Genomic DNA, 24,122 nt, shown 5'->3' on the forward strand with positions numbered 1-24,122 from the left:
TCTCTCGTTTAGGGGTGTTGGGTAACCGGCGTATGCGATGTTAGCTCCTTACCATGGAACAACTCCCTTCTGCCCTCTTCTGTCACGGTCACCGCGCGGGGGATGCTCCCGCGGGCGATCCAGCCCCGCTCGAACAACGCCTCGGTCAGCGCGGCGCCGAGCGCTCCGCCCAGGTGGGCCCGCCGTTCCGTCCAGTCGAGGCAGTCGGGCGCGAACCTCCTGCGCGCCTTGCGCACCGCGTCCACGTCCACGCCGATCAGCTTGAGCGCCCGCTCCCCCGCCGCGGTGAGCTCGCCGCCGTCCAGGTGCCCGTCGGCGCGCAGCCGGTCCAGCAGCGCCACGCCCGCCCGTCCGGCCAGGTGGTCGTAGCACGTGCGGGCCTCCTCCAGCAGCCGCGCCTGGCGCGACTGCCGCAGCGACCGTACGGCGGGCCGCGCGCTGACCCGGGCCAGTACCTCCAGGACCTCGGCCACGTCGTGCCCGGCCAGACGGTAGTAGCGGTGGCGGCCCTGGCTGACCACCTCCACGAGGCGGCCCTCCAGCAGCTTGGCCAGATGGGAACTGGCGGTGGCGGCGCTCACTCCGGCCAGCCTGGCCAGTTCCCCGGCCGCCAGGGCTCGGCCGTCGAGCAGCGCGTTGAGCATGGCGGCCCTGGTCGGGTCGGCGATGAGCGCGGCGACCGGTGCGATGTCGGCGTCGCGGGTGAGATGTTCTGCGGCCATGATGCGACGCTAGCCCACCGACGTTTCGGCCCCGGTCTAAGCATCGCGGTCCTTCACCGCGCACAGCAGACGGTTGTTGCCGCGCTGCCACAGCGTGCCGACCTCGGCGAACCCGGCCGTGCGCAGAGCACGCGCGTGCGTGGACAGCAGCTCGGACTCCTCCCCGTTGTGCGTGGTGCCCTGGTCGTGGCGGGCGGTGTTGAGCTCGGCCAGATCGGGGTCCGCGACGACGGCCTGCCACCACTCCTGCCAGTCCTCGGGCCGCGCCTCGCGGAAGCGGCGCTCGGTCTCCTTCTCGTGGATCGCCCGCTCAAGCTCGGCCAGGGCGGGAGTGTCATCGTCGCTGTTGAGGTGGTCGCCATTGAGCAGCAACCCGCCCGGACGCAAGACCTGATGCACCTCGGTATAGACACCGGCCAGCTCGGAGCCGGTGATCCAGTGCAGCGCGGTCGTGCTGACCGCGGCGTCCACGGGCCGGTCCAGGCCGAGCCCGTCGCTCCAGCCCCGGGCCCTCAGGTCCCGGGAGACGAAAGTGAGTCGCGGGTACGCGGCGCGGCCCAGGCCCAGCAGGAGCGGGTCGGCGTCGATGGAGATCACCGTGGCCTTCGGCAGACGATCGAGCAGGCGGGCCGAGAGCGATCCGGGGCCACAGCCGAGGTCCAGCACAAGGGGGTCGGTACGGCCGAGGGCCTCAACGGCGTCGATCAGCGCGGTGAAGCGCTCCTCGCGGTCGGGCAGGTATCCGGCCTGCTGCAGGTCCCAGCGGTCGATCCATTCACGGGCGGCGTCATGGGTAAGCACAACCGGCTCCTTGTAACTGTCGTCTACACTTTGGATAGTCACAAGCTAACCGAGAGGTTGTAACCGGTCAAGTGAACTTCAACAGTCACACGGACAGTGTCACGCGGGTGACGGTGAGCTTCGTCAACGCACTGACCCCCGGCATGCGGCGAGGACGCCCGTTCACGCCCGAGGTCCTGGACGAAGCCGCCACCACCAGCGCCCGCGAGGTCTACCCGGCACACCGCCCTTTCACCGCACCGGAGGCGGAAGAGCTGGCAGGCGTGGCCGTACGGCTGCGCGCCGTCTTCGAAGCGGTCTCCGCCGAGGACCCCGACACCGCCGCCGCCCAGGTCAACCGCCTGCTCGACGACCACAACGCCCGCCCCCGCCTCGACCGCCACGACGGCGAACCCTGGCACCTGCACTTCCACGGCCCCGGCGGCACCGTGGCCGGCGACTGGGGCGCCAGTTGCTCGACGGCGCTGGCGATCGTGCTGGGCAGCGAGTTCGCCGACCGGCTCGGCGTGTGCACGGCGCCCGCCTGCGACCGCGTCTACGTGGACGTCTCCCGCAACGGCACCAAGCGCTTCTGCTCGACCGCGTGCCAGAACCGGGTGAAGACGGCCGCGTTCCGGGCCAGGGCGAAGAACTGAGTTTGGGGAGAGGGGGAAGATTCGCTACAGTTCTCTCGTCGCCGCTGATCGCGGTGTTCGCGGAAGTGGCTCAGTGGTAGAGCATCACCTTGCCAAGGTGAGGGTCGCGGGTTCAAATCCCGTCTTCCGCTCGAGGCTTCCGGCTCGGTGGAGTGGCCGAGAGGCGAGGCAGCGGCCTGCAAAGCCGTCCACACGGGTTCAAATCCCGTCTCCACCTCAAGTTGAATATCCCGGACGATTAGCTCAGCGGGAGAGCGCTTCCCTGACACGGAAGAGGTCACTGGTTCAATCCCAGTATCGTCCACCACCATCCAGCCCTTCAGCCGTGAGGGCAGGCAGAGCCGAAGCTCGCCCTCTGAAGGACTCTCCAGCCAGTCGAATGGCGACATGTCCGGGCCGGAGCCTGGCGTAGCGGACCGAGCGCTTACCGGTGGGTTTGCAAGGGCGAGTGGTGGTCGGTGTCGGGTGGGCCGTCGGGGTCGGCGTGGACGGTCGCGGCCCTCAGGCGGGGTATTTCGTGGATCAGGCGGTGTTCCGCTTCTACCGCCACCGCGTGTGCTTCGATCAGGGTCAGCTCGTGGCTGACCGTGATGTCTACTTCGGCGCGTAGCGTGTGGCCTATCCAGCGCATGCGGACCGCGCCCACGCCTTCTACGCCTGGTACCGCGGTCAGAGTCTGTTCGGCTTGGGTGATCAGGGCGGGGTCCACGGCGTCCATCAGGCGGTGGTAGATCTCCCGGGCGGCGTCGCGCAGGACGAAGCAGATCGCGACCGTGATGAGCAGGCCCACTATCGGGTCGGCCAACGGGAAGCCCAGGGCCGCGCCTCCGGCACTTAGGAGAACGGCCAGGGAGGTGTAGCCATCCGTGCGGGCGTGCAGGCCGTCGGCCACCAGGGCGGCTGAGCCGATTTCGCGGCCCACCTTGATGCGGTAGCGGGCCACCCACTCGTTGCCCGCGAAGCCTACGACTCCTGCGGCCGCCACCAACCCCAGGGCTTGTATGTCCTCGGGGGTGATCAGGCGTTTGATGGCCTCATACGCGGCCAGCGCGGCCGAGGCGGCTATCAGGGTGACGATGACGATGCCGGCCAGGTCTTCGGCGCGGCCGTAGCCGTAGGTGAAGCGGCGGGTGGCGGCGCGGCGGCCCAGGGAGAAGGCGATCGCCAGCGGGACGGCGGTCAGCGCGTCGGCGAAGTTGTGCAGCGTGTCGCCCAGCAGGGCCACCGAGCCGGACAGGGCGACGATGACGGCTTGGATCAGGGCCGTGATCATGAGGGCGGCGAAGGAGACGGCCAGGACGCGCATGCCTCGGCTGCTGGACTCCAGGGCCGCGTCGGTTTTGTCGGCGGTGTCGTGGCTGTGGGGTTTGAGGAGGTGGCCCAGCTTTGATGGGGCGTGGCTGTGGTGTGGAGGGTTGGGGTGTGTCATCGCGTCCCCTCTCGGTGGCCCCTGAATTATATATATTCATGTACGCATGTGACAACGAATCAGCCGCTGGGTGGTGGTCGGAGACGGCGTTGAGTTCGATGCCGTGCTCCAGCAGGGCCTTCAGGGCGCACAACACCGTGGTGAAGCCGCCGACGGTGTCGTTGACCCACTGGATCGTGTCATCGCCCGAGCCCTGGAAGCCGGTCTCGGTGACCTCGACGAACGTGGCGTCGCCGGTTTGCGGGGTGAAGCGCATCTCCACCGTGGTCGGCTGCTCGTAGTTGCCCCACTCGAACCGGATCAGGCGTCCCTCCTGCACCGCCTTGACCCAGACCTGAACGGTCGCGCCGTACCTCTCCCATTCCCAGCGCAACTCCGCGCCCGGAAGCATGGGGCCGCTGCTCTTGGAGTACCACAGGCGGGTGGTGACGGACGGGTCGGCGAAGGCCTGGAACGCCGTCTCGGCGGGCGCGCGGACGATCATGCATGCGTACGCGGCGGGGGCTTTGGTGAGCTGGAGAGTCTGCATGGCCAGGAGTGTGCCCCCGTGGACCTGGCCACCGCTTCACCCGCGCACCCCGGCACGTTCAAGAATTGCCCACGCAGTCGGAGAGGCCGACCGCGGTTTCCACCATGCGCCGGTAGTCGGGGCACTGGGTGAAGTCTTCCGCGCCGCATTCCATGAGGTGTTCGATCAGCCGCTTGGACGTCGTGATCTCCGCGAGCCGCCGTTCCAGGTCCGCGTGGTGCCGCTGGAGAAGGGCCCGGCGTTCGGCTTTGCCGGTGGCCGACAGGACGTCGCCGATCTGGTCGAGGCTCATGCCGCCGCCCTTGGCGCGGATGATCGTCATGACGCGGATGACGTGGTCGCGGGTGTATTGGCGGCGGCCGTTCACCCGGGTGGCGGGGGTCAGCAGGCCCATCGTCTCCCAGTGGCGCAGGACGTGCGTCCCGAGTCCGAACTGGTCGGCGAGTTCCCCGATGCGCATTGACTTCATGTTGACATTAACTTGCAGACTTTCCGGCATGTCAATCAACGACGTCGTCATCGTCGGGGGCGGGCCGGCCGGGCTGGCCGCCGCCCTCATCCTCGGGCGGGCGCACCGCCGGGTGCTCCTGCTCGACGCGGGGCACGGCCGCAACGCCCCGGCCGAGGCCGTTCACAACTTTCTGACCAGGGACGGCACGCCGCCCGCCGAGTTGCGCGAGCTCGCCCGCGCGGAGCTGTCGGCCTATCCGTCCGTGGAGATCCGGGAGGAGACGGTCACCGCTGTCAGTCCCGGGTTCCGGGTGGAGCTGTCCGGTGGGGCTACGGCGGGCGCGCGCCGGCTCCTGCTGGCGACCGGGCTGTCCGACGCCCTTCCCGGCCCGCCCGGGGTCGAGGCGCTGTGGGGGCGATCCGCCTTCCACTGCCCGTACTGCCACGGGTGGGAGGTCTCGGGCAAGGCGGTCGCGGTGGTCGGGGCGGCTCCCGCCCGGGTACGGCTGGCGCTGCAACTGAGCCGCTTCGCCGACGTGGCCCTGTGCACCGATCAAGAACCACTCGATCCGGCCGCGCGGGCGAAGCTCCTGGCCCATGGCGTCACCGTGCGGGACGAGCGCATCGCCCGCCTGGAGGCGGCAGACGCCCGGCTGGAGCGGATCGTGTTCGAGGACGGCCCGCCGCTGCCCAGGCAGGCGGTGTTCGTGGTCAACGTGGCGCGAAGGAACCAGACGGACCTGGCCGCCCGGCTGGGCTGCGCCACGTTCGCCGACGGCTGCGTGGAGGTGAACGAGTTTGGCCAGACCAGCGTCCGCGGCGTCTACGCGGCGGGCGACCTGGCCCGCCGGGCCACCGTCCCGGTCCCGCTGGCTGCGGTCATCGCCGCGGCTGCCGCCGGAACCGTCGCCGGGGCCGCCCTGGACCAGGACCTGCTGAGCGCCGACTTCGACCTGCCCGCGTTCGCGGCCCCGAAGGGCTGAGCGCGATGTCCGCACACCCGACCCGGAAGACGATGGCCACCGCCGGCCTGTTGCTGGGCATGGCGCTCTCGGTCCTGGACCAGACCGTGGTGGCCATCGCGCTGCCCGCCATCGCCGAAGACCTGGGCGGCATGGACGCGATCGGCTGGATCGTCACCTCCTACGTCCTGGCCTCGACCGCGACCGGCGCCCTCTACGGGCGCGTCAGCGACCGCTTCGGCCGGCGCACGGTGTTCCTGGCCGCGCTGGCCGTGTTCGCCGCCGGTTCCGCGCTGTCCGGCCTGGCCCAGACGATGCCCCACCTGATAGCGGCGAGGACGCTCCAGGGCATCGGGGCGGGCGCGTTGTTCGTGGTCCCGGCGGTGGCCCTGTCCGAGCTGTATCCGCTACACCTGCGCGGCCGCGTCCAGGGCTTCACCGGCGGCGTCTTCGCCCTGGCCGGCGTGGGCGGCCCGCTGGCGGGCGGCCTGATCACCGACGCCGCCGGCTGGCGCTGGATCTTCTACGTCAACCTGCCGCTCGCCGCGATCGGCATGGCTCTGGTCGGGTACGCGCTGCGCCTGCCCAAGCCGGGTGCCGCGGGCAGGCTCGACCTCGCCGGAGCGGCGCTGATCGCGGGCACCGCGGTCAGCCTGCTGCTGCTGGCCGAGTCGCCCTCGGGCGTGGCGGCGGCGGCCTTCGCGGTGCTGCTGACGCTGTCGGTGTGGTGGCAGCGCCGCGCGCCAGACCCGATGCTGCCGCCCAGGCTGTTCGCCGTCCCGGCGCTGCGCGTGGTCCTGCCGGCCACCGCTCTGCTCGGCGCGCTGCTCGGCGGTTCGCTGGTCTACCTGCCCACGTTCGTGCAGGCCGCGTACGGGATGGGGGCGACCCGGGCGGGGCTGGCGCTCACGCCCTATGTCCTGACGTTCACGGCGGTGTCGTTCGTGGCTGGCGCCAGGATCGGGACGCGGTTCAGGCCGTTCCTGCTGGCCGGGGCGTCGATCGTGGTCGTGGGGTTCGTGCTGCTGAGCAGGCTGGAGCCCGGCACGCCGTACGCGCTGCTCGCCGTCGCGCTCGGCGTGCTCGGCGCCGGGTTCGGGCTGCTGATGCAGAATCTGGTGGTCGTCGCGCAGAACGCCGTCTCCCCCGCCGACCTGGCCGCCACCACCTCGGCCACGATGACCGCGCGCGGACTGGGCCTGTCGCTTGGCGTGGCCGCGTTCGGCACCCTGCTCACCCGCGCGCTCGACGGCAGCACGCAGGGGACGGCCGCGGCTGTCCCCGAGGTCCTCACCTGGGGGATCCCGGCCGCCGTCACCCTGGTCGCGCTCCTCGTGTTCCTGCCCCGCTAGATGTGCAGCAGGAATTCCGCCGTGTCCAGCAACCAGATCAGCCCCCACATCGCCACGACCCACAGATGACCGGATCCCCGCCCGGACCCACCCCAGGCCCGCATGTCCACCAGCCCCCTCGACGGTGCTATGCCCCCCAGTCTGTCCCGCCCCTCCCGCAAAAGCGCGGCATGTCAGGAAAAGTGATGACTGATGGCAAGCCGAACACGTTCTCAGGCGGGGTTAACGCGTGGTTAACCGGCTCCCTCTACGGTGCCGGGCATGAACTGGAAGTACCGAGCGAACGCCACGCTCGAAGGTCTCACCGGGTACACGCTCTCGCGGGCCACCCGCGTGCCCCGCCCGGTGCCCCCGCCGAAGCCGCATCCCGCGCTGGTGCGGCTGCCGGACGACGAGGTCAGAGGCCCCGCCGATCCGGTGCACGACCGGCTGCTGCGCGCTCCGGTCTTCCTGTTCTCGTCGGTGCGCTCGGGCTCGACGCTGCTGCGGGTCCTGCTCAACAGCCACTCGCTGATCCACTCCCCGATCGAGACGCACTTCCGCCGCGTGACGACCGGCTTCCCCACCGATCCGGTACGGCAGGCCGTGGCCGCCCTCGGCCACACCCACAGCGACGTCGAGCACCTGATCTGGGACCGCCTCCTGCACCGGGAACTGGCCCGCAGCGGCAAGCAGATCATGGTGGAGAAGACGCCGAGCAACGTCTTCGCCTGGCGGCGCATCGCCACCTGCTGGCCGGACGCCCGCTTCCTGTTCCTGCTGCGCCACCCGATGTCGATCGCGCAGTCCTGGCACGAGGCCGACCCCGACAACCGGCCCATGGACGAGGCGGTCAGCCGTACCCTCAACTACATGGTCTACCTGCAGGAGGCCCGCGAGCACCTGCCCGGTCTGACCGTCACCTACGAGGACCTGGTCGCCGAGCCCGGCCCGGTGCTGCGCAAGGTCTGCGACTTCCTGGAGGTCGCGTGGGAGCCGGCCATGCTGGAGTACGGCTCGCGCGACCACGGCGGTTTCGTCAAGGGCATCGGCGACTGGCGTGACAAGATCCGCACCGGCAGTGTGGTGGAGGGCCGCCCGCTGCCGGCGCCGGACGAGGTGCCGGAGAAGCTCTGGGAGATCTGCCGCCGGTGGCGCTACCTGTGAGTTCGCCCGTGGTTAACGGGTCGTTGGCTTGGCGTTCCCCCGCGGCCTCCAAGGTGTCCGACATGATCTCCGGGCCCTCTCGCCGCACCCTGCTCACCGGCGCCATGGCCGCCCCCTTCCTGGGCGGCCCGGCCACTCACGCGAGCGCCGGACCGCCCGCGCGGCCGAACGTCGTGGTCGTCCTCGCCGACGACCTGGGCTGGGGCGAGGTCGGCTTCCAGGGGCAGCGGACGATCGCGACCCCGAACCTGGACCGGCTGGCGGCCGAGGGCGTGCGCTTCGAGGCGGCCTACTCGGGCGCGCCCCTGTGCGCGCCCTCGCGCTGCGCGCTGCTCACCGGTCTGCACGCCGGGCACGGGACGGTCCGCGAGAACCCCGAAGGCGGCCCCCAGCGCTCGCTCACCGACGCCGACCTGACCTTCGGCGGGGTGATGCAACTGGCCGGGTACGACACCGCGTGCATCGGCAAGTGGGGCTTCGGACCCGACCTGCCCGGCCAGCCCTCGCATCCCAACGAGCGGGGCTTCGCCGAGTTCTTCGGCTTCATCGGGCACCGGGCCGCGCACCGGTACTATCCGCAGCGGCTCTGGCACAACGACCGCACGGTGCCGCTGCGCGGACGTTCCTACGCGCCCGACCTGTTCCGGCGGCGGGCGGTGCGCTTCATCAAGAAGGAGCGCGAGCGGCCGTTCCTGCTCTACTTCCCGACCACGCTGCCGCACTCGCCGAGCGTGGTGCCCGGCGGCGACGCGGGGCCGTACGAGGACCGGCCGTGGACCGGCCCGAACCGGCGGCACGCGGCGCAGGTCGGCCGGCTGGACGCGGACGTGGCCGCGCTGGTGCGGGCGCTGCGCGACAGCGGGCAGGCCGAGCGCACGGTGGTGCTGTTCACCAGCGACAACGGGCCGCACAGCGAGAAGGGCGTGACGCCGGAACTGTTCGACTCCAACGGGCCCTTCCGCGGCGACAAGCGCGACCTGTACGAAGGCGGCATCCGGGTGCCGATGATCGCCTGGTCGCCGGGGGTGAAGGCGCGGGTAGAGCGGCGGCCGGTGGCGTTCTGGGACGTGCTGCCGACGCTGGCCGACCTCGCCGGGATGCCGGTGCCCGAGGGGCTCGACGGGGTGTCGCTGCGCGGCGCGCTGACCGGGGCGGGGGCGCCGAAGCGGCGGCACCTGATCTGGAACCGGCCGCGCAAGGTCCAGGCGATCCGGCGCGGGCGGTGGAAGGCGGTCAGGTTCGCGCCGGGCATCGCGGGGGCGGGGCCGCGCGGGCGGGTGGAGCTGTACGACCTGCGGGACGATCCCGGCGAGCGCCGTGACCTCGCGGCCGCGCGGCCCGGCCTGGCCGCGGACCTGCTGGCCGAACTCGACCGCGCGATCGGGCCGGACCCGCGCAAGCCGTACGCGCCGCTCTAAAGCCCGACAGCCCAACAGGCCGTACGCGCCGCTCCAAAGCCGCTCAGACCGTCAGCCCGACTGGCGGATGGCGCGCGGGGCGGCGCCCAGCTCGCGGCGGCAGGCCTTGTTGAAGGCCTGCAGATCGGCCAGGCCCACGGCGGCGGCCACCGCCGGGATCGGCAGCGTGGTCTCGCGCAGCAGGTGGCGGGCCTGCTCCAGGCGGCGGCGCCGGATGTAGGCGACGACGGTGTCGCCGGTCTCGGCGTGGAACAACCGGGTCAGGTGGTTGTGCGAGATGCCCGCCGCGCCCGCCACCTCGGGGACGGTCAGCGGCTGGGCCAGGTGTGACTCGATGTGCGCGATGGCCAGCCGCACCGCGGCGTGCGGGCCCTCGGACTCGGCGAGCCGGGCCACCCGCCACAGCACCGTCCACGCCGCGGCGGCGGCCATCGCGGGCGTCACCGGCGCGGCGGTGATCGCCTGGCGCAGCAGGTCGCGCAGGAACGGGGTGTCGGCCCCGGCGTCCTGCATGAGCGGCACCGTCACCGGCTCGCCCTGCTCGGGCAGGCGCAGGTGGGCGTAGAGGTGCTCGGAGCGGCCCTCGTAGAAGTACTGGACGAGCTCGCCGGGCGGGATCAGGCTCACCCGGCCCGGCCGGATCTCGTGGGTGCGGCCGCCGACGGTCAGCCGGGCGGAGTAGGAGTAGAGATGCAGCTGCCACAGGCCGCGCAGGCGGAAGATGTCGCGGCGGCGGCCGCCCCCGTGCACGCCCACCCCGGCATTGGCCACCTCGGGCGGCGCGCCGAGTCGCAACGTCACCCGGTCCATGGTGAGAATCTACCAGTAATGGTGAGCCAGACCCACGAATGAGCAGGGCCTGCGATCCTACGGTTGACGCATGGAAACCACTCTTCTCACCTCGGTGGAGGTGGCGCGGTTCGTGGCCCAGGGGTTCCTGCGGCTGGACGCCGCGGTGCCGGAGGAGCTCAACGCGGAGGCGATCGGCGTGCTCTCCGCGGGCATCCCCCCGGTCCCGTACGGCACGCCGCTGCCGCTGGCCTTCCCCGAGGGTTCGTTCGCCCGCCGGCTGGTCGAGGTCCCCCGGGTGGCCGGTGCGCTGCGCAGCCTGGTCGGCCCCGACCCGACCGTCGACCACCACGCCGTGCACGTGCGCGAGCCCCAGGGCGGCAGCGCCCAGCCATTGCACGGCGACGCCATCATCGACACCCGCACCGACGCCTTCGACGTGCAGCTCATGTACTTCCCGCACGAGGTGAGCCCGGCCATGGGCGGCACGCTGCTGGTGCCCGGCAGCCACCTGCGGCGCACCAACGAGAGCGACACCGGCCGCTACCAGAACCTGCGCGGGCAGATCAGGCTGACCTGCCCGGCGGGCACCGTGCTGCTGCTGCACCACGGCATCTGGCACGGCGGGCGGCGCAACGACAGCGCCGAGCGGCGCTACATGTTCAAGATCCGCTTCAACCCGACCGTACGGCAGGTGCGGCTCTGGGACACCGCCGACCTGGACGACCCGGCCGTGCCGGAGGAACTGTCCACCCGCTTCCCCTGGTACGAGCCCGCGACGGGCCGGCTGGAGGTCTACAACCGGGTCGCGATGTGGCGCGCGATGACCGGCTTCGACGGATTCGACGTCGACCACTGGGCCACCCGTGTCAGCAACCGTCCCCGGAGGATCGCGTGAAGCAGCAGGTTCTCGTTCTCTACCTGGCCACCTCGGCCCTGGACGCGCCCGTGGTCGGCTGGGCGTCCTACGACGGCACCGGGCGCACGACCCCGACGACGGGCGACGGCGACGAGCCGCCCTACGACAGCGGGGTCGCGGCCCTGCGGGACGGCTGGCGGCTGTTCCAGGCCTCCCAGCTCATCCCGCCCTATCCCGGGCACGAGTACGACACGTCGTTCCTCAAGCACGAGTTCTTCTTCGAGAAGCTAGCGGACTAGCCGCGCGTCCCAGGGGACGAACTTGAAGTTGGTGTTCTCCCGCTCGCCGTCCGCCGGGGTGTTCTGCCCGTCGTGGACGACCAGCAGGCCCTTGCGGAACCGGCCGAGCGGCTCGCCGACGACCATCGCGCCGTCGCTGTGCTCGGTGGCGTCGATGCCCCGGCCGGTTCCGACCCGGAACGAGCCGAGGTAGGCGTTGCGGCCCTCGCGGCGGTAGGCGGCGAAGGTGTTGTCGCCCTGGCTGGAGGCCAGCAGGTAGCCGGCGCCGCCCGTGCCGTACCAGATGGTCAGGCCCTCGGCGTCGGCGGCCAGGTGCTCGCCGCCGTAACCGCGGTCCTCGCCGGGCAGGCACTCCTCGGTCTTGGGGTCGTAGGTGTCCTGCCGGCCGTACTCCTTGACCTTGTCGACCAGGACGGGCTTACCGGACAGGTCGGCGGGCAGCCGCCAGATGCCGACGTCCTCCTGCGCGGCGTAGAGCACGTCCCGGCCGCGGTCGACGACCATGCCCTCGACCTGGGCCAGCTCGCCGGGCTCGCCGCACGGCCGCCAGCGGGAGCCGTCGGGCAGCTCGAACGCGCGGGGCAGGTCGAGGGTGCGCACCAGCTTGTAGCTCACCTTGCCGCGGCGCTCGGTGAGCCTGGCCAGCCCGATCCGGGTCTGGTGGCGGCGGCTGACCAGCGCGTAGTCGCCCCCGCCGTCCTGCCAGGTGGCCAGGCCGTAGGCGGTGCGGGCCTCGTTGACCTCTTTCTGGTCCTTGTTGAAGACGTACGGCGCCGCCGGGTCGCTCACGTCGGTCAGGCGCAGCGTGACCGGGTCGATGGCGTAGAAGCGGAGCTGGTCGCGGCCCCGGTCGGAGACGACGGCCAGGTCCCTGCCGTGGAAGCCGTAGACGAGGTCGACGTTGTTGAAGCGGCCCGGCTCGTCGTCCTTGCCCGGCGCGGGCGGGGCGGCGACGTGCTGGAGCTGCTTGCCGTCGAGGTCGTAGACGTAGAGGCCGCCTTCCTTGGCGGTGGCGATGACCAGGCTGCGCGCGGAGTTCTTCTTGTTGACCCAGATGGCGGGGTCGTCGCCGTTGGCGTTGCCGCCGGCCGCGTCGTCGAAGAGGGCGGGCGTCTCGGCGACCGGGGTCGCCCGCGGCAGGTCGGCGGCCAGCGCGGGCGCCGCGCTGACGGCGACCAGCGCGAGGCTGAGCAGGAGGGTACGCATGCGCGGAGTGTGGCGTTCGCGCGGGAACGGCCGGTGAACGCCGGATGACGGCTAGAGGACGGCGTCGAGCAGGAGCGCTCCACCGCCGAGCAGCGCCGCGTCCTGGCCCGCGCGGGCCGGGGCGATCTCCAGTTCACGGGTGGCCAGCGGCAGGCAGCGCTCGTAGACGGCGGCCCTGATCGAGGCGATGAGCGGCTCGGCCGCGGCCAGGCTGCCGCCGACGGCGATCACGTCGGGGTTGAAGAAGTTGACCAGGACGGTGAGCACCTCGCCGATCATGCGCCCGGCGGTGCGGACGAGGCTGGTGGCCTCGGGCACCGCGTCGTCCACCAGGCCGACGATGTCGGCGGGCCGTTCGATGGTGATGCCCGCCTCGGCGAGGGCCGCCTGGAGCGCGGCGCCGCTGGCGTAGGCCTCCAGGCAGTCGCGGTGGCCGCAGGCGCAGACGATCGAGGAGTCGGTGCGGACCCTGACGTGGCTGATGTCGCCGGCGGCGCCCCTGCCCCGGTGCAGGCGGCCGTTGACGACGACGCCGCAGCCGATGCCGGTCCCGGCCTTGAGGACCATGAGGTTGTCGGCGCCCGGCCAGGAGCGCGCCTCGCCGACGGCCATGAGGTTGGCGTCGTTCTCGACCAGGACGGGCAGGTCGTAGCGGGCGCGCAGGTGGTCGGCGACGGGGAAGTTGTTCCAGCCGGGCATCCGGGAGGGGCCGACCACGCGTCCGGTGGCGGGGTCGACGGGGCCGGGGATGCCGGTGCCGACGCCGCGCAGCGGGACTCCCGGCGGCGCGTGCGTCTCCAGCAGGTCGTCGAAGGCGTCGGCCAGCCAGTCGAGGACCGCTTCCGGCCCAGCTGTTATGTCGGCTTCACGCTCCTGTACGGCCAGCGGCGTGCCGCTGAGGTCGAGCAGGCCGAGCCGTACGTGATGGGCGCCGAGGTCGGCGACGGTGAGGACGCCCGCGCTCGGCGACAGCCTGAGCCGGCGGGGCCGGCGGCCGCCCCGCGAGGTGCCCGAGCCCTCCTCTACGAGCAGCCCGGCGTCGCGCAGCTCCTCCACGCGCAGCGACACGCTGGAGGCCGCGAGGCCCGACAGGCGCGCGAGTTCCGCGCGCGATTCGGCCTGCCCGGTGGCGACGAGCCGCAGCAGGTCCCCCTGCGCCCCCGTCACCGGCAGTCGCTCTTTGCCAGACATGTGGAGATGAATACCACGATTGGGCTTTGTTCGACAACGTGTTGACTTCGCATGAAATCATCTATTACGGTCCGCTCTATCTTCGATATCGAAGGAAGTAGAGCTGGATGATTCGGGCAAGAGGGCTGAACAAGTGGTTCGGCGAGCACCACGTGCTGCGGGACGTCGACCTCGACGTCGCGCGGGGCGAGGTCGTCGTGGTGGTCGGCCCGTCCGGGTCCGGCAAGTCCACGCTGTGCCGCTGCCTCAACCGGCTGGAGACCGTCCAGCGGGGCGAGGTCGTCATCGACGGCGTGCCCGCGCCTCTGGAGGGCCGCGAGCTGGCGAAGCTGCGGGCCGACGTGGGGATGGTGTTCCAGTCCTTCAACCTCTTTCAGCATATGAGCGTGCTGGACAACGTCGTGCTCGCTCCGGTGAAGGTGCGCGGCGCCAGCCGTACCGACGCCGAGAAGAGCGCGCGTGAGCTGCTGGAGCGCGTCGGCATCGGCGCGCAGGCGGACAAGCTGCCCGCCCAGCTGTCCGGCGGCCAGCAGCAGCGCGCGGCCATCGCCCGCGCGCTGGCCATGACGCCCAAGGTCATGCTCTTCGACGAGCCCACCTCGGCGCTCGACCCCGAGATGGTCGGCGAGGTGCTCGACGTCATGACCGGGCTGGCGGCCGACGGCATGACCATGGTCGTGGTCACCCACGAGATGGGCTTCGCGCGCAAGGCCGCCGACCGTGTGGTCTTCATGGCCGACGGCCAGATCGTCGAACAGGGCGCTCCCGCGGCGTTCTTCGACTCCCCGCAGACGGACCGGGCCAGGGACTTCCTGGCCAAAGTACTGACTCACTAACGCAAGGGATGGTGTCCATGAGAAAGATGGTCGCTGTCGTCGCCGTGTCGCTGCTCGGCCTGGCCGCGTGTTCCAGCACCGGCGGCGGCTCGAACCCAGCAGTGCCCGGGGACGCCAAGCCCGCCGCGAGCGGCCTGCTGGCGAAGGCGCCCGTCGCCGACGCCGCGGCCATCGTGCCCGGCTCGACGATGGAGAAGATCAAGCAGCGCGGCGAGCTGCTCGTCGGCGGTTCCCTCGACGCGCCGCTGCTGTCGCAGCAGAACCCGGTCAGCGGCGAGGTCGAGGGCTTCGACGCCTCGATGGGCAAGGCGCTGGCCAAGTACATCATCGGCGAGCCCAAGGTGAAGATCGTCAACTCGGCGTCGGAGACGCGTGAGGCGCTGATCGGCAACGGCACCGTGGACGTGGTCTTCCAGACGTACACGATCACGCCGGAGCGGGCCAAGCAGGTCGCCTTCGCCGGGCCGTACTACACCTCCGGGCTGTCGATCGCGGTCAAGAAGGGCACCACCGGCATCGCCAAGCCCGAGGACCTCAACGGCAAGAAGGTCATCGCGGGCGCCAACACCCCGGCCATCGCGGCCATCAAGAAGCTGGCGCCGCAGGCCGAGATCATCACCTTCGGCTCCGACCCCGAGTGCATGCAGGCGCTCAAGCAGGACCGCGGCGTCGCCTACGTCCAGGACGAGACCCTGCTGGCGGCCAACGCGCAGAAGGACCCGACCGTCCAGGTGATCGGCAACCCGTTCACCGAGGACCCTTACGGCATCGGGCTCAAGCACGGCGACGAGCAGTTCAAGAAGTTCGTCAACGACTGGCTGAAGAAGATGCAGGACGCCGGGGTCTGGCAGCAGGCGTGGAAGGACTCCCTCGGCACCGTCGTCAAGGGTGAGGCCCCCGCGCCGCCGGCGATCGGCTCGGTGCCGGGTTCCTGATGTCCGTCCTCCTGGACCACCTGCCGGAGTTGTGGCAGGGCCTCCTCGTGACGCTCCAGCTCACCGTCGCGTCGTTCGTCGGCGCGGCGGTGCTCGGGGTGCTGGTCACGGCGATGCGGGTGAGTCCGGTTCCCGTGTTGCGGGCGCTGGGCACCGCCTACGTCGAGACATTTCAGAATCTGCCGTTGCTTGTGTTGCTTGTCCTGGTCTTCTTCGGCCTGCCGGAGATCGGGATCAAGGGACCGCCGATGGCGACCGCGATCGTGGTGATCGCCGTCTACCAGGCCGCGTACATGGCCGAGGCGCTGCGTTCCGGCGTCAACTCCGTGTCCAAGGGCCAGGCTGAGGCCGCGCGGGCACTCGGGCTGACCTTCGGCCAGTCACTGCGGCTGGTCATCCTGCCCCAGGCGCTGCGCACGGTCGTGCAGCCGCTGGGCAACCTCACCATCCAGCTCATCATGTCCACCGCGCTGGCCGGCGCGATCAGCGTCGTCGACCTGACCGAGGCGGCCAAGCGGGTCAACCTCCAGGAGGCCCAGCCCATCGCGATCTTCGTGGGCTCCGGCCTCGCCTACGCCGCCATCGCCGCGGCGGTCGGCTACGTCACCGGACGGCTGGAGCGGCGGCTGGTGATCATGCGATGAGCACCGTGCTGTTCGACGAGCCGGGACCGCGCGCCAAGCGCCGGATCCGGATCGCCACCGTGCTCGGCGTGCTGGCCACGCTGGCGCTGGCCGCCCTGGCCGTGCGTCAGTTCGCCGCCAACGGGCAACTCGCGGCCGAACGCTGGCAGCCGTACGCCACCTGGCCCATGTGGCGGTACCTGCTCGACGGCCTGTGGTCGACGGCGCTCTCCGCCGTCGTCGCGGCGGCCCTGTCGATGGCGCTGGGCCTGCTGCTCGCGCTCGGCAGGCTGTCATCCAAGCGCTGGCTGCGCGGGCCCGCCACCGTCTACATCGAGGTCGTGCGGACCATCCCCGCGCTGCTCCTCGTCTACGTCGTGCTGTTCGCGCTGCCCAAGTACGGGCTGGACCTGCCGTTGTTCTGGAAGCTCGTGGTCCCGCTCACGGTCTCCAACGCCGCCGCGTTCGCCGAGATCTTCCGCGCCGGCATCCTGTCCATCGAACGCGGCCAGACCGAGGCGGGCCTGGCCGTCGGCCTCACCCGCGGCCAGACGCTGCGGATGATCGTGCTGCCCCAGGCGGCCCGCCGCGTCCTGCCGTCGATCGTCAGCCAGTCCGTCGGCCTGCTGAAGGACACCTCGCTCGGCTTCATCGTCAGCTACGGCGAGCTGTTCTACTCGGGCAAGGTCCTCGTGGCCTACAACGGGCTGCTCATCCAGACGTACATCGTGATCGCGCTCATCTACCTCGTGGTCAACGCCTCCCTGTCCAAGCTCGCCAGAGTCCTGGAGCGAAGGAGTTCCGCACGTGCCTGATTTCCCCGCACTCGCCAAGGTCGTCCGCTCCGGCTTCGTGGAAAGCGTCCACTACGGCAGCGCCGTCGGCCTCGGCCCCGACGGCCGTCCCGAGGTCGTGCTCGGGCCGGTGGAGGCGCCGGTGCTGCCGCGGTCGTCGGCGAAGCCGTTCCAGGCGCTGGCCTGCCTGACCTCCGGCGCGGCCCTGCCGGGCGCGCGCCTGGCGATCGCCGCGGGCAGCCACACCGGCGAGGACTTCCACGTACGGCTCGTCGAAGAGCTCCTTGAGGAGTACGGCCTGCGCCCCGCCGACCTGCTCTGCCCCGAGGACTGGCCGGAGGACGAGGCGACCCGGCTGCGCCTGATCCGCGAGGGCGGCGCCAAGACCCGCGGGCGCATGAACTGCTCGGGCAAGCACGCCGCCATGCTGGCCGCCTCCGTGGCCAACGGCTGGGACCCCGCCTCCTACCTCTCCCCCGGCCACCCGCTCCAGCTCGCGGTCCGCGCCGCGGTCGAGGAGTTGTCCGGGGAGAAGGCCACGGCGGTGGCCGTGGACGGGTGCGGGGCGCCGCTGTTCGGCATGTCGCTGGCCGGGCTGGCCCGCGCGGTGCGGGCGCTGGTCCTGGCCGCGCCCGGCACCGCGCCCCGGCAGGTGGCCGACGCGATGCGCGACCATCCCGAGTACGTGGGCGGGACCGGGCACCAGAACACCGACCTGATGCGCGCGCTGCCCGGAGCGGTGGTGAAGGGTGGCGCCGAGGGCGTCCTGGTCGCGGCGCTCGCGTCGGGGCACACGGCGGCCGTCAAGGTCATCGACGGCAGCCCGCGGGCCACGTCGGCGATCGCCGTGTCGGTGCTGGCTCGGATGGGCTGTGACGTGTCAGGGGCGGAGTCCTTCACCCGGATCCCGGTCTTCGGCGGCGGAAAGCCGGTCGGCGAGATCCACGCCCTCTGACCCGCCCCGCTCAGGCACGACCGGCGCGGAGGGTCTCGTAGGCCTCTTCGGCCGTGGTCTCCGAGCCCAGGCGGTGGCCGGTAAGGTTGCCGTGGTCGTCGCTGGAGCCGGTCACCACCAGTCCGAGGTCGGCGGCGAGGCCGCGCAGGTGTGCGCGGGCCTCGGCGTCGTGGTCCGGGTGGTCGGCCTCCACGCCGGCCAGCCCGGACCCGGCCAGCTCGGCGATCCAGGCGTCCGGCATCAGGAAGCCGCGTCTCGGGTGGGCCAGCACGGCCGTGCCTCCGGCGGCGCGGACCAGGGCCACCGCGCGGGCCGGGTCGGGGGCGTAGCGGGTCACGTGGGCCCGGCCGCCGGTGCCGATCCATTCGGCGGTGAAGGCGTCGGCGGGGGTGGCCACCGCGCCCAGCTCGGCCAGCACCCGCGCGATGTGCGGCCGCCCGACCACGCCCCCGCCCGCCACGGCCGTGACCATCTCCATCGTGATCGGCACGCCCAGCTCGGCCAGCCGCCCGACCATGGCCTCAGCCCGGCCGTCGCGCGCCTGCCTGATCAGCGCGCACTCGCGCACCAGCGCCTCGTCCGCGGGGTCGAACCAGTACGCCAGCAGGTGCACGCTGTGCCCGTCGCGGCGGCACGACATCTCCATGCCGGGCACCAGCCGCAGGCCCGCCTCCAGCGCGGCCCGCCCGGCCGCCGCGTGCCCGGCCGTGGTGTCGTGGTCGGTCAACGCCAGCACGTCCACTCCGGCCGCGCGCGCCCGCCGTACCACCTCGGCGGGCGGCGAGGTGCCGTCGGAGGCGTCACTGTGGCTGTGCAGATCGATGCGCATGCCCTGATTCTGGCGGACGGGAATAAGGGGCTGGCCATGGACGCTCAACGGCAGTAGAGTTGAATGTTCAATAGTCAAGGTTGGTGATGAAAGTGCAGTTCGGCATCTTCAGTGTGGGCGACGTGACGACCGACCCGACGGACGGCCGGACTCCCACCGAGCACGAGCGCATCAAGGCGATGGTCGCGATCGCGCTGAAGGCGGAGGAGGCCGGGCTCGACGTCTTCGCGACGGGCGAGCACCACAACCCGCCGTTCGTGCCCTCCTCCCCCACGACCATGCTCGGCTACATCGCCGCGCGGACCTCGCGGCTGATCCTCTCGACGGCGACCACGCTGATCACCACCAACGACCCGGTGAAGATCGCCGAAGACTACGCCATGCTGCAGCACCTGGCCGACGGCAGGGTGGACCTCATGATGGGGCGCGGCAACACCGGCCCGGTCTATCCGTGGTTCGGCCAGGACATCCGGCAGGGCGTGCCGCTCGCGATCGAGAACTACGCCCTGCTCCACAAGCTCTGGCGCGAGGACGTCGTGGACTGGAAGGGCCGTTTCCGCACCCCGCTCCAGGGCTTCACCTCCACGCCGCGCCCGCTGGACGGCGTCCCGCCGTTCGTCTGGCACGGCTCCATCCGCACCCCGGAGATCGCCGAGCAGGCCGCGTTCTACGGCGACGGCTTCTTCGCCAACAACATCTTCTGGCCGAAGGAGCACTTCCAGCGCCTCATCGAGCTCTACCGGGAGCGCTACGCCCATTACGGCCACGGCACGCCGGAACAGGCGATCGTCGGGCTCGGCGGGCAGGTGTTCATGCGGGCCAAGTCACAGGACGCCGTCCGCGAGTTCCGCCCCTACTTCGACAACGCCCCCGTCTACGGCCACGGCCCCTCCCTGGAGGACTTCACCGCCGAGACGCCGCTGACCGTCGGCAGCCCGCAGGAGGTCATCGACAAGACGCTGACCTTCCGCGACTCGTTCGGCGACTACCAGCGCCAGCTGTTCCTCATGGACCACGCGGGCCTGCCGCTGAAGACCGTGCTGGAGCAGATCGACATCCTCGGCGAGGAGGTCGTGCCCGTGCTGCGCAAGGAGTTCGCGATCGGCCGGCCCGCGAACGTGCCCGACGCGCCCACCCACCTGTCCCGGCTTGGAGAGAAGAACTCATGAAGCTCGTCGCCGTCTCGGCCGGACTCACCCAGCCGTCCTCGACCCGCCTGCTGACCGACCGGCTGGTGGAGGCCACCGTGCGCGCCGTGGGCGACGAGGTCAACGTCGAGGAGGTCAACGTCGGGGAGGTCAACGTCGAGGAGGTCGAGGTCGAGGTCGTCGAGCTGCGCGACCTGGCCACCGACATCGCCAACAACTTCGTCACCGGCTTCGCCGGGCGGGCGTTGCGCGCCGCTCAGGAGGCGGTCACCTCGGCCGACGGCCTGATCGCGGTCACGCCGATCTTCACCGCCTCCTACAGCGGGCTTTTCAAGTCGTTCTTCGACGTCCTGGACCCCGAGTCGCTGGAGGCCAAGCCGACGCTGATCGCGGCCACGGGCGGCACGCCCCGGCACTCGCTGGCGCTGGAGCACGCGTTGCGGCCGATGTTCGCCTACCTGCACGCGGTCGTCGCCCCGACCGCCGTCTACGCGGCGGCCGAGGACTGGGGCAACGACGACGGCCTGCCCGACCGCGTCCGGCGCGCGGCCACGGAGCTGGCCGGCCTCATGCGCCACCGGGCTCCGGCGCGGGAGGAGCGCCTCGTGCCCTTCGCCGAGCAACTCGCCGCCCTCACCCGGGAGCCCTGACCCCGTCGCCGTTCGCGGGTCCGGTACGGCGGCGCGAGCCGTACCGGGTCAGAGGTCTGAGGGTTTGACCAGGTTGTAGACGACGCGCGCCTGGTGGTCGGCGCCCCGCTGGTTGGGGTGGAAGGGGATGACCGGGCCGAGCGGGTCGGTGGACAGCGGGAGCAGGCCCTCGACCCACCGGACCCCGGGGCGGCGGCAGACGTCGTGGCCTCGGCTGGTGGTGTAGGTGTCGGCCAGGCGTACGCCGGTGGTCTTGGCCACGCGGGTCAGCATGGCGTTGAGCTCGCGGAGCTTGGCCGACAGCCAGTCCATGTCGAGGTCGGTGATCTGGACGTAGGGGTAGCAGCCGCCGACGTCGGGCAGGCCGGCGAGGTAGTCGACGAGGAGGATCTCGGCGCGGGGCGAGCGCTGCTTGATGCCGTTGACGGCCGCCACCACCTTGGGCTCCGTTGCACGGATATTTCCGGACATGCGGTCTACGCCGTCCACCACCCACCGCTTCTTGCACGGCGCCCCGAACGGCGCGGGCAGCGAGCCGCCCGGCAGCGTCAGCGTGGGCAGCAGGCTGATGCAGTCTCCGACGGCCGCGGCCAGTCCGGCGTCGTTGCCGCCGATCCCCAGCGTCACCAGGTCGGTCGTGGCGCTCAGCCGGTCGAACTGCGGCCGGTTCACCCCGTCGATCAGCCCCCTGATCCGGGTGACGTCGTGGGACCTGGTCATGTGGTCGGTGGTCGCCCCGGCGCAGGTCGCGTCCCGGAACGCGGTGACGCCGAGGGCGGCGGCGACCTGCTTGGGATAGTTCCTGGAGCTCTGCACGCAGCCGCTCGGCACGTGCTTGGTCGTGAGGTTGACGATGGAGACGTCGGCGCTCCACGAGTCGCCCAGCGCGACGTACTCGCGGACACCGGAGGCGGGCGCCGTGACCAGGCCCGCCACGAGGATCAGAGGTAGCAGCACCCGCCCATTGTGACGGTCACCCTATGCGCCTGTCCGGTTACTGTACGGATACCAGCGTGGCGAACCGGGTGGCCACGGTGTGCCAGATCGGCGTGGAGACGGGCTCGTCGGCGACCGCTCGCGCGTAGACCTCGTCGGGGTCGAAGCCGTCCGCCTCCCACCGCCTGATCCGCTCGGGCAGCGCCTCGGGGTGGAACTGCACGCCCCACGCCCGGTCGCCCACCCGGAAGGCCTGGTACGGGCAGCGTTCCGTGGAGGCCAGCCACGCGGCGCCCGGCGGCAGGGCGGTGACCGCGTCCACGTGGTGCTCGATCGCGGGCACCACCTCCGGCAGGCCGTGGAAGAGCGGGTCGGCCGCCGCCTCCGGGCGGATCGTCACGGGGATGCTGCCGTTCTCGGGCGCGCCCGCGTCGGCCGTCACCACCCCGCCCGCCACGTGCGCGAGCAGCTGCCCGCCCAGGCAGATCCCGAAGTACGGCACCGCCCGCTCGATCGCCTGCACCGCCAGCTTGCGGGTCTGCGCCAGCCAGGGCGCGCGGGCGTCGTCGTCGGGCAGGTAGCCGCCGCCCAGCACGACCATCGCGTCGTGCTCCAGCGTCTCGGGCAGCGCCGCGCCCTCGTGCCCGTGCACGACCTCCGGCCGCACCCCCTGCTCGGCCAGCCAATCGCCGAACCTGCCGGGGCCGCCGCTCCGGCTGTTCTGCACGATCAGGACGTCACGCATCGTAAGCCTCCGCCATCCAGTCGAGAATCTGCCCGTCCACGTCCTCGGGCCGGGTGAACTTGAAGAAGTGCGCGTAGCGCCCGGAGCCCATCGCGTAGCTCCGCGCCAGCAGCGGGTGCGCGATCGGCCGGGCGAGGGTGATCTCCACCTGCAGGCTGCGCGCCTTGGGCCGGATCTCGGCGAACTTCCTCTCCGCCTTCAGGAACACCCCGACCCCGACCGCGTCCTCGTGCAGCGGGCCGAGGGGGCCGAGCGGCTCGACGAGGCGGTCGTAGATCTCCCGGTAGGCCTCGGGCCAGGGCGCGAACACCTGGTCGACGGTGACGCCGGGCACGCAGACGTGCGACTGCCGCTCAAGTCCGAACTCACGGTCGCAGCGGGGGCAGACCCATCTGGTCATTCGCGGTGCATCGGACGCGTGGCGTCCTCGCCGCCCGTGGGCTGCTGGGGCTGGAAGACCGAGCCCGGCTCCTGTCCGGGCGGCCGCTGGAAGGCCGACGGCTGCTGCTCCTGCGGCTGGAAGGCCGAGGGCTGGCGTTCCGGCGGCTGGAAGGCCGGGGGCTGCTGGTAGGTCTGCTCGGGTCCGGGGGCGGGCTGGTAGCCGCCCGGTCCGTACGCCGCCGTACCTCTGGCTGCGTGCGCGGGTACGGCCCGCCGGGCCCCCCGCCAGCGCGAGGGGAAGCACGACGCCACGAGCATCCCGACGCCGAGCGTCAGCAGGATGCCGGTGTACATCAGCGTCATCAGCCCCCGGCTGAACGTGCTGGGCAGAAAGTCGGGCAGCAGCCGGACCTTGAGCGACATCTCCAGGATCGGGAACAGGCCGACGACGGTGTAGATCAGCCCGCCGATGACGGTGGCGACCGGCGAGATCCGCGAGCTGAACATGAAGGCCACCAGCACGCCCGCGCCCGCCATGATCGCGAGCCCGATCCACGGCGGCGTGAAGGTCCGCATGGCGTAGTTGAACCCGTCCAGGCCGAACGACAGCACCACGACCAGCAACGGCGCCAGCAGGAGCCCCGCCAATACTCCGAGTCCGTGCCGCGCACCGTTAGACATGTCTGACCCCCGTTCCGGTTAGTGCCATAACCTACCCCGTTGTCCGGCGTCGGTCACGGGGCGGTGTAGGTGTCGTAGCCGAGCTTGGCGGCCACTGCGAGCCCGCAGGCGGCGGCGAGATAGCGCAGGCTCTGGCCGGGCAGCCGCCTGGCGATCTTGGGCCCGACCCACCCGCCCAGCAGGAACCCGGCGGCCAGCGGGCCCACCGCGACCCAGTCCACCGGCCCGAACACCGCGAACCCGAGCGCCGCCACCGCGTTCGCCAGCCCGGTCAGCACGTTCTTCACCGCGTTGACCTTGGCCACGGGATGGTCGAGCACGGCGGAGAGGACCGCGAGCATGAGGATCCCGCCCGCCGCCCCGAAGTAACCGACGTAGACGGCGACGGCGTACATGGCCAGCTTCGCCATCACGCCGTGCTCGTGCAGCCTGCCCGCGGTGGGCGGGCGGACCAGCACCAGCGAGGCGCCGGCGATGAGCCACGGCATGATCAGCTCGAACGTCCTGGCCGGGGTGACGAGCAGCAGGGCCGCCCCGGACGCGCCGCCCAGCGCCGTCAGCCAGCCCAGCCGCAGCACCCTGGCGCCCTCGCCGCGCAGCTCCGGACGGGAGCCGGCGGCGGCGCCGACGCCGGTGAAGAGCAGGGCCACGGTGTTGGTGACGTTGGCGGTCAGCGGCGGCAGGCCGAAGGCGAGCAGGGCCGGGTAGGAAACGACCGAGGCGAGGCTGACGACGGTGCTGACGATTCCGGCGGCGATCCCCACCCCGAGCAGTCCCAGCACCTCGATCACCCCCGACATGCTAGGAGGTGGCCTTCGGCC

The 24,122-nt window shown here is 71.6% G+C and carries 27 protein-coding genes, 3 tRNA genes and 1 pseudogene; 17 read left to right on the forward strand and 14 right to left on the reverse strand.

What is annotated here, in order from left to right; genetic code table 11:
- Positions 1–8 precede the first annotated feature (8 nt).
- Together HNR40_RS16235 and HNR40_RS16240 are read right to left on the reverse strand one after the other, a co-directional pair.
- On the reverse strand, positions 9–722 hold the full coding sequence (locus HNR40_RS16235; RefSeq protein ID WP_184962013.1) for an ArsR/SmtB family transcription factor: 714 nt from the start codon (positions 720–722) through the stop codon (positions 9–11).
- A gap of 36 nt (positions 723–758) precedes the next feature.
- A complete protein-coding gene (locus HNR40_RS16240; RefSeq protein WP_184962015.1) occupies positions 759–1,523 on the reverse strand; it encodes a class I SAM-dependent methyltransferase in 765 nt (254 codons plus the stop codon).
- Between the two features lie 107 nt (positions 1,524–1,630).
- Here HNR40_RS16240 and HNR40_RS57205 point away from each other — a divergent pair, with 107 nt between their 5' ends.
- The 4 genes from HNR40_RS57205 to HNR40_RS16260 all read left to right on the forward strand — a co-directional run bounded on the left by HNR40_RS57205 (position 1,631) and on the right by HNR40_RS16260 (position 2,465).
- Complete coding sequence (locus HNR40_RS57205) at positions 1,631–2,158, forward strand: CGNR zinc finger domain-containing protein (RefSeq protein ID WP_312896380.1); 528 nt, start codon at positions 1,631–1,633, stop codon at positions 2,156–2,158.
- Between the two features lie 59 nt (positions 2,159–2,217).
- Positions 2,218–2,289, forward strand: a tRNA-Gly gene (locus tag HNR40_RS16250).
- A gap of 15 nt (positions 2,290–2,304) precedes the next feature.
- Positions 2,305–2,375, forward strand: a tRNA-Cys gene (locus HNR40_RS16255).
- Between the two features lie 15 nt (positions 2,376–2,390).
- Positions 2,391–2,465, forward strand: a tRNA-Val gene (locus HNR40_RS16260).
- A gap of 117 nt (positions 2,466–2,582) precedes the next feature.
- Here HNR40_RS16260 and HNR40_RS16265 read toward each other — a convergent pair.
- The 3 genes and pseudogenes from HNR40_RS16265 to HNR40_RS16275 all read right to left on the reverse strand — a co-directional run bounded on the left by HNR40_RS16265 (position 2,583) and on the right by HNR40_RS16275 (position 4,576).
- Positions 2,583–3,587: a cation diffusion facilitator family transporter gene (locus HNR40_RS16265; RefSeq protein ID WP_184962019.1), complete on the reverse strand. Its 1,005-nt coding sequence runs from the start codon at positions 3,585–3,587 to the stop codon at positions 2,583–2,585.
- Positions 3,588–3,753: 166 nt separating this feature from the next.
- A pseudogene (locus HNR40_RS57855) lies at positions 3,754–4,116 on the reverse strand (SRPBCC domain-containing protein); the annotation flags it as partial.
- A gap of 58 nt (positions 4,117–4,174) precedes the next feature.
- Positions 4,175–4,576, reverse strand: a complete 402-nt coding sequence (locus HNR40_RS16275) for a MerR family transcriptional regulator (protein ID WP_184962021.1) — start codon at positions 4,574–4,576, stop codon at positions 4,175–4,177.
- 37 nt (positions 4,577–4,613) lie between these two features.
- On the opposite strand from HNR40_RS16275, the gene HNR40_RS16280 reads away from it, so the two are divergent.
- The 4 genes from HNR40_RS16280 (at position 4,614) to HNR40_RS16295 (ending at position 9,444) form a co-directional block, all read left to right on the forward strand.
- Entirely contained in the window at positions 4,614–5,549 is a 936-nt protein-coding gene (locus tag HNR40_RS16280; protein WP_221340458.1) for an NAD(P)/FAD-dependent oxidoreductase, read from the forward strand.
- Between the two features lie 5 nt (positions 5,550–5,554).
- Entirely contained in the window at positions 5,555–6,880 is a 1,326-nt protein-coding gene (locus HNR40_RS16285) for an MFS transporter (protein ID WP_184962023.1), read from the forward strand.
- 261 nt (positions 6,881–7,141) lie between these two features.
- On the forward strand, positions 7,142–8,026 hold the full coding sequence (locus HNR40_RS16290) for a sulfotransferase family protein (protein ID WP_184962025.1): 885 nt from the start codon (positions 7,142–7,144) through the stop codon (positions 8,024–8,026).
- A 62-nt stretch (positions 8,027–8,088) separates the two neighbouring features.
- Positions 8,089–9,444, forward strand: a complete 1,356-nt coding sequence (locus HNR40_RS16295) for an arylsulfatase (protein WP_184962027.1) — start codon at positions 8,089–8,091, stop codon at positions 9,442–9,444.
- A gap of 51 nt (positions 9,445–9,495) precedes the next feature.
- Here the strand turns inward: HNR40_RS16295 and HNR40_RS16300 are convergent, their stop codons facing one another.
- Complete coding sequence (locus HNR40_RS16300) at positions 9,496–10,245, reverse strand: helix-turn-helix domain-containing protein (protein WP_221340459.1); 750 nt, start codon at positions 10,243–10,245, stop codon at positions 9,496–9,498.
- A 79-nt stretch (positions 10,246–10,324) separates the two neighbouring features.
- On the opposite strand from HNR40_RS16300, the gene HNR40_RS16305 reads away from it, so the two are divergent.
- Together HNR40_RS16305 and HNR40_RS16310 are read left to right on the forward strand one after the other, a co-directional pair.
- Positions 10,325–11,131, forward strand: coding sequence for a phytanoyl-CoA dioxygenase family protein (locus HNR40_RS16305; RefSeq protein WP_184962031.1), 807 nt, complete (start codon positions 10,325–10,327; stop codon positions 11,129–11,131).
- Positions 11,128–11,391 carry a hypothetical protein gene (locus HNR40_RS16310; protein WP_184962033.1) on the forward strand — a complete coding sequence of 88 codons (264 nt, stop codon included), beginning with the start codon at positions 11,128–11,130 and terminating at the stop codon, positions 11,389–11,391. Before HNR40_RS16305 ends, HNR40_RS16310 begins: the two co-directional genes overlap by 4 nt.
- On the opposite strand, the gene HNR40_RS16315 is transcribed toward HNR40_RS16310, so the two are convergent.
- Positions 11,380–12,597 carry a phytase gene (locus HNR40_RS16315; RefSeq protein ID WP_184962035.1) on the reverse strand — a complete coding sequence of 406 codons (1,218 nt, stop codon included), beginning with the start codon at positions 12,595–12,597 and terminating at the stop codon, positions 11,380–11,382. The two genes, HNR40_RS16310 and HNR40_RS16315, sit on opposite strands and share 12 nt — an antisense overlap.
- Before the next feature lie 51 nt (positions 12,598–12,648).
- Positions 12,649–13,788, reverse strand: a complete 1,140-nt coding sequence (locus HNR40_RS16320; protein ID WP_221340460.1) for an ROK family transcriptional regulator — start codon at positions 13,786–13,788, stop codon at positions 12,649–12,651.
- 107 nt (positions 13,789–13,895) lie between these two features.
- Here HNR40_RS16320 and HNR40_RS16325 point away from each other — a divergent pair, with 107 nt between their 5' ends.
- The 5 genes from HNR40_RS16325 to HNR40_RS16345 are packed head-to-tail and all read left to right on the forward strand — an operon-like array spanning position 13,896 to position 17,931.
- Positions 13,896–14,624, forward strand: coding sequence for an amino acid ABC transporter ATP-binding protein (locus tag HNR40_RS16325; protein ID WP_184962038.1), 729 nt, complete (start codon positions 13,896–13,898; stop codon positions 14,622–14,624).
- 17 nt (positions 14,625–14,641) lie between these two features.
- A complete protein-coding gene (locus tag HNR40_RS16330) occupies positions 14,642–15,559 on the forward strand; it encodes a glutamate ABC transporter substrate-binding protein (protein ID WP_246509157.1) in 918 nt (305 codons plus the stop codon).
- Positions 15,559–16,203, forward strand: a complete 645-nt coding sequence (locus tag HNR40_RS16335) for an amino acid ABC transporter permease (protein WP_184962042.1) — start codon at positions 15,559–15,561, stop codon at positions 16,201–16,203. The genes HNR40_RS16330 and HNR40_RS16335 overlap by 1 nt, the downstream gene beginning before the upstream one ends.
- Entirely contained in the window at positions 16,200–16,997 is a 798-nt protein-coding gene (locus HNR40_RS16340) for an amino acid ABC transporter permease (protein WP_184962044.1), read from the forward strand. The genes HNR40_RS16335 and HNR40_RS16340 overlap by 4 nt, the downstream gene beginning before the upstream one ends.
- Positions 16,990–17,931, forward strand: coding sequence for an asparaginase (locus HNR40_RS16345; RefSeq protein ID WP_184962046.1), 942 nt, complete (start codon positions 16,990–16,992; stop codon positions 17,929–17,931). Before HNR40_RS16340 ends, HNR40_RS16345 begins: the two co-directional genes overlap by 8 nt.
- Before the next feature lie 10 nt (positions 17,932–17,941).
- Here the strand turns inward: HNR40_RS16345 and HNR40_RS16350 are convergent, their stop codons facing one another.
- Complete coding sequence (locus HNR40_RS16350) at positions 17,942–18,760, reverse strand: PHP domain-containing protein (RefSeq protein ID WP_184962048.1); 819 nt, start codon at positions 18,758–18,760, stop codon at positions 17,942–17,944.
- A gap of 92 nt (positions 18,761–18,852) precedes the next feature.
- On the opposite strand from HNR40_RS16350, the gene HNR40_RS16355 reads away from it, so the two are divergent.
- Entirely contained in the window at positions 18,853–19,929 is a 1,077-nt protein-coding gene (locus HNR40_RS16355; protein WP_184962956.1) for an LLM class flavin-dependent oxidoreductase, read from the forward strand.
- Positions 19,926–20,558: a CE1759 family FMN reductase gene (locus tag HNR40_RS16360; RefSeq protein ID WP_184962049.1), complete on the forward strand. Its 633-nt coding sequence runs from the start codon at positions 19,926–19,928 to the stop codon at positions 20,556–20,558. Before HNR40_RS16355 ends, HNR40_RS16360 begins: the two co-directional genes overlap by 4 nt.
- Positions 20,559–20,606: 48 nt before the next feature.
- Here HNR40_RS16360 and HNR40_RS16365 read toward each other — a convergent pair whose 3' ends face one another.
- From HNR40_RS16365 to HNR40_RS16385, 5 genes are read right to left on the reverse strand one after another with little or no spacing between them, the layout of a single operon-like run.
- Positions 20,607–21,515 (reverse strand): SGNH/GDSL hydrolase family protein, encoded by a 909-nt coding sequence (locus HNR40_RS16365; RefSeq protein ID WP_184962051.1) that lies wholly within the window; start codon positions 21,513–21,515, stop codon positions 20,607–20,609.
- 37 nt (positions 21,516–21,552) lie between these two features.
- Positions 21,553–22,239 (reverse strand): type 1 glutamine amidotransferase, encoded by a 687-nt coding sequence (locus HNR40_RS16370; RefSeq protein ID WP_184962053.1) that lies wholly within the window; start codon positions 22,237–22,239, stop codon positions 21,553–21,555.
- On the reverse strand, positions 22,232–22,639 hold the full coding sequence (locus HNR40_RS16375) for a DUF5655 domain-containing protein (RefSeq protein ID WP_184962055.1): 408 nt from the start codon (positions 22,637–22,639) through the stop codon (positions 22,232–22,234). Before HNR40_RS16375 ends, HNR40_RS16370 begins: the two co-directional genes overlap by 8 nt.
- Complete coding sequence (locus HNR40_RS16380; protein ID WP_184962057.1) at positions 22,636–23,301, reverse strand: MntP/YtaF family protein; 666 nt, start codon at positions 23,299–23,301, stop codon at positions 22,636–22,638. The genes HNR40_RS16375 and HNR40_RS16380 overlap by 4 nt, the downstream gene beginning before the upstream one ends.
- A gap of 53 nt (positions 23,302–23,354) precedes the next feature.
- Entirely contained in the window at positions 23,355–24,092 is a 738-nt protein-coding gene (locus HNR40_RS16385) for a sulfite exporter TauE/SafE family protein (RefSeq protein WP_312896381.1), read from the reverse strand.
- Positions 24,093–24,122 lie beyond the last annotated feature (30 nt).

The organism is Nonomuraea endophytica, assembly GCF_014203235.1.
GTDB classification, from domain to species: domain Bacteria; phylum Actinomycetota; class Actinomycetes; order Streptosporangiales; family Streptosporangiaceae; genus Nonomuraea; species Nonomuraea endophytica.